We start from the raw sequence: 1,913 nt of genomic DNA on the forward strand, positions 1-1,913 counted from the left end.
GGAGCTGAAGACCGCCGGCGGCACCGTCGAGGTCACCGCCGTGCCCGCCCTGCACGGCCCCGACGGCGTGGACCGCGGCGGTGGTCGCCGTGCGCCCGGGGATCGGCCGGGTCGCGGTGCCTGCGGATCGTCGGCTCGGTCGGTGCGCTCAGGGCACAGCCCGGTCACTGTTCCCGGGGATCAGCCCGGCCGGTGGACCCGCCGATCGGCCGGGGCGGTGCGTCCGGGGGGGCGCAGCCCGGCCGCCGTTCCCTGGCTCAGCCCGGTGACAGCTGGCTGGTGATCTGCCGGGACGCCTGCTGTGCGGCACGCCGGGGGTCCCCGCCCTGGAGGACCGTCGTCATAAAGGGCTTGATCGGGTTGTCGACCTCGACCTCGCCCCACTTCGGCGAGTTCGGAGTGGCCTGGCTGCGCTCGGCCGCGGCGGCCTCCGCCATCGCCTTGGTGCTCTCCTGCTCCTGGATGACCCTGGCGAGGGCCTCCTTGTTGGGTACGTAGTTCATCGTGCGGGCGAGTTCGGTCTGCCACTTCTCCCCGGCCAGCGCGCTGACGAGGTCGATGGCGTCGCTGCGCTCCGGCGCGTTCTCCGGAACGATCAGGTCGGAGCCGCCGGTGAAGACCGCGCCGGGCTTCCCGGCTTCCTTGCCCGGAATGGGGAAGTAGCCGAGCTTGCCCTTGAGCTGGGGGTTCGCCTTCAGGATCGCCGCCGCGGCGGCGGGGATGGCGATCATCTGGGCCACATCGCCCCTGGCGAAGACCTCGGCCTGCGGCGGCTTCTCTTCGTCCGCGTTCTTGGGGCCCTTGCCGTACGACTGGATCTCCTTGTAGAAGTCCATGCCGCGCAGGGCCGCCGGGGTGTCGAGCGTCCCCGTCCAGGTGCCGCCCTTCTCGACGGCCAGCTCGCCGCCCTCCTCCCAGATGAACCCGGCCAGGGTGTACCAGTCCTGACCGGCGAGGTAAATGCCCTGATTACCCTGGTCATTGAGCTTCTCGGACATCTTCAGCCACTGTTCACGGGTCTTGGGAAGCTGCTTGATCCCGGCTTCCTCGAAGAGATCCTTGTTGTAGATGACGACCCGGTTGGCGGCGTACCAGGGTATGCCGAACTGGGAGCCGTTGATGTTGCCCGGGTGCGCCAGGCCCTCAAGCCAGTCCTCGCTGCCGAGGTCGCGTACGGACTCCAGGGTGAGGTCCAGCAGCGCGTCGCTCTCGGCGTATTGGGCGACCTGGGTGTTGCCGACCTCGATGACATCGGGACCCCCCTTGCCCTCCAGCGCCGCGGTGATCTTCTTCCCGATTCCGGTCCACTCCTGGAAGTCCACCTTCAGCTTCACCGAGGGATGTTCCTTCTCGTATTCCTCGGTGAAGCGTTCGAGGAACTCGTCGGAGACGCTGCCCCTCATCAGCCAGACCCGCACGGTACGGGTGTCGGAGCCGGTGCCCGGGATGAGTCCGCAGCCGGTGAGCGCGAAGACGCACACCAGTGCGACGGATGTGGGGATGGGGCGGATAGTCACAGCGTCACCTTCGGAGGACATGGAAACGTGAACCCGATGGGGGGTAGCGCGCTCCAGGCTCGCACGGGTGTGGCTGGATTTTGGTCTATACCAAAGTACCGGTCAAGCCCTGGAGCCGACGCCTCGCGCACCGCCTCCTGGTGGGGCACGGTGGAGAGCATGTGACCAGAGTGTATCGAGAGGAGTGAGAGCACATGTCCAATCACACATATCGAGTGACAGAGATTGTCGGCACTTCCCCTGACGGAATCGATCAAGCCATCCGCAATGGGATCAGCCGCGCGAATCAGACACTTCGTGGACTTGACTGGTTCGAGGTGACACAGGTCCGCGGCCGTATCGTCGACGGAGAGATCGAGCACTACCAGGTGGGGCTCAAGGTGGGCTTCCGGCTGG

2 protein-coding genes are annotated in these 1,913 nt (G+C 67.0%); one reads left to right on the plus strand and one right to left on the minus strand.

Features of this window, described 5'->3' with window-relative positions; all coding sequences use genetic code 11:
* Positions 1-257: 257 nt before the first annotated feature.
* The gene (locus ACWF94_RS39640; protein WP_453500010.1) at positions 258-1,517 is read right to left on the minus strand and encodes an extracellular solute-binding protein; all 1,260 of its coding nucleotides are present in this window, start codon (positions 1,515-1,517) and stop codon (positions 258-260) included.
* Positions 1,518-1,711: 194 nt separating this feature from the next.
* Here ACWF94_RS39640 and ACWF94_RS39645 point away from each other — a divergent pair.
* Positions 1,712-1,913, plus strand: a 202-nt coding sequence (locus tag ACWF94_RS39645) for a dodecin (RefSeq protein WP_453500012.1), incomplete at its 3' end; no start/stop codon positions are given.

It is taken from the genome of Streptomyces sp. NPDC055078 (assembly GCF_053607985.1).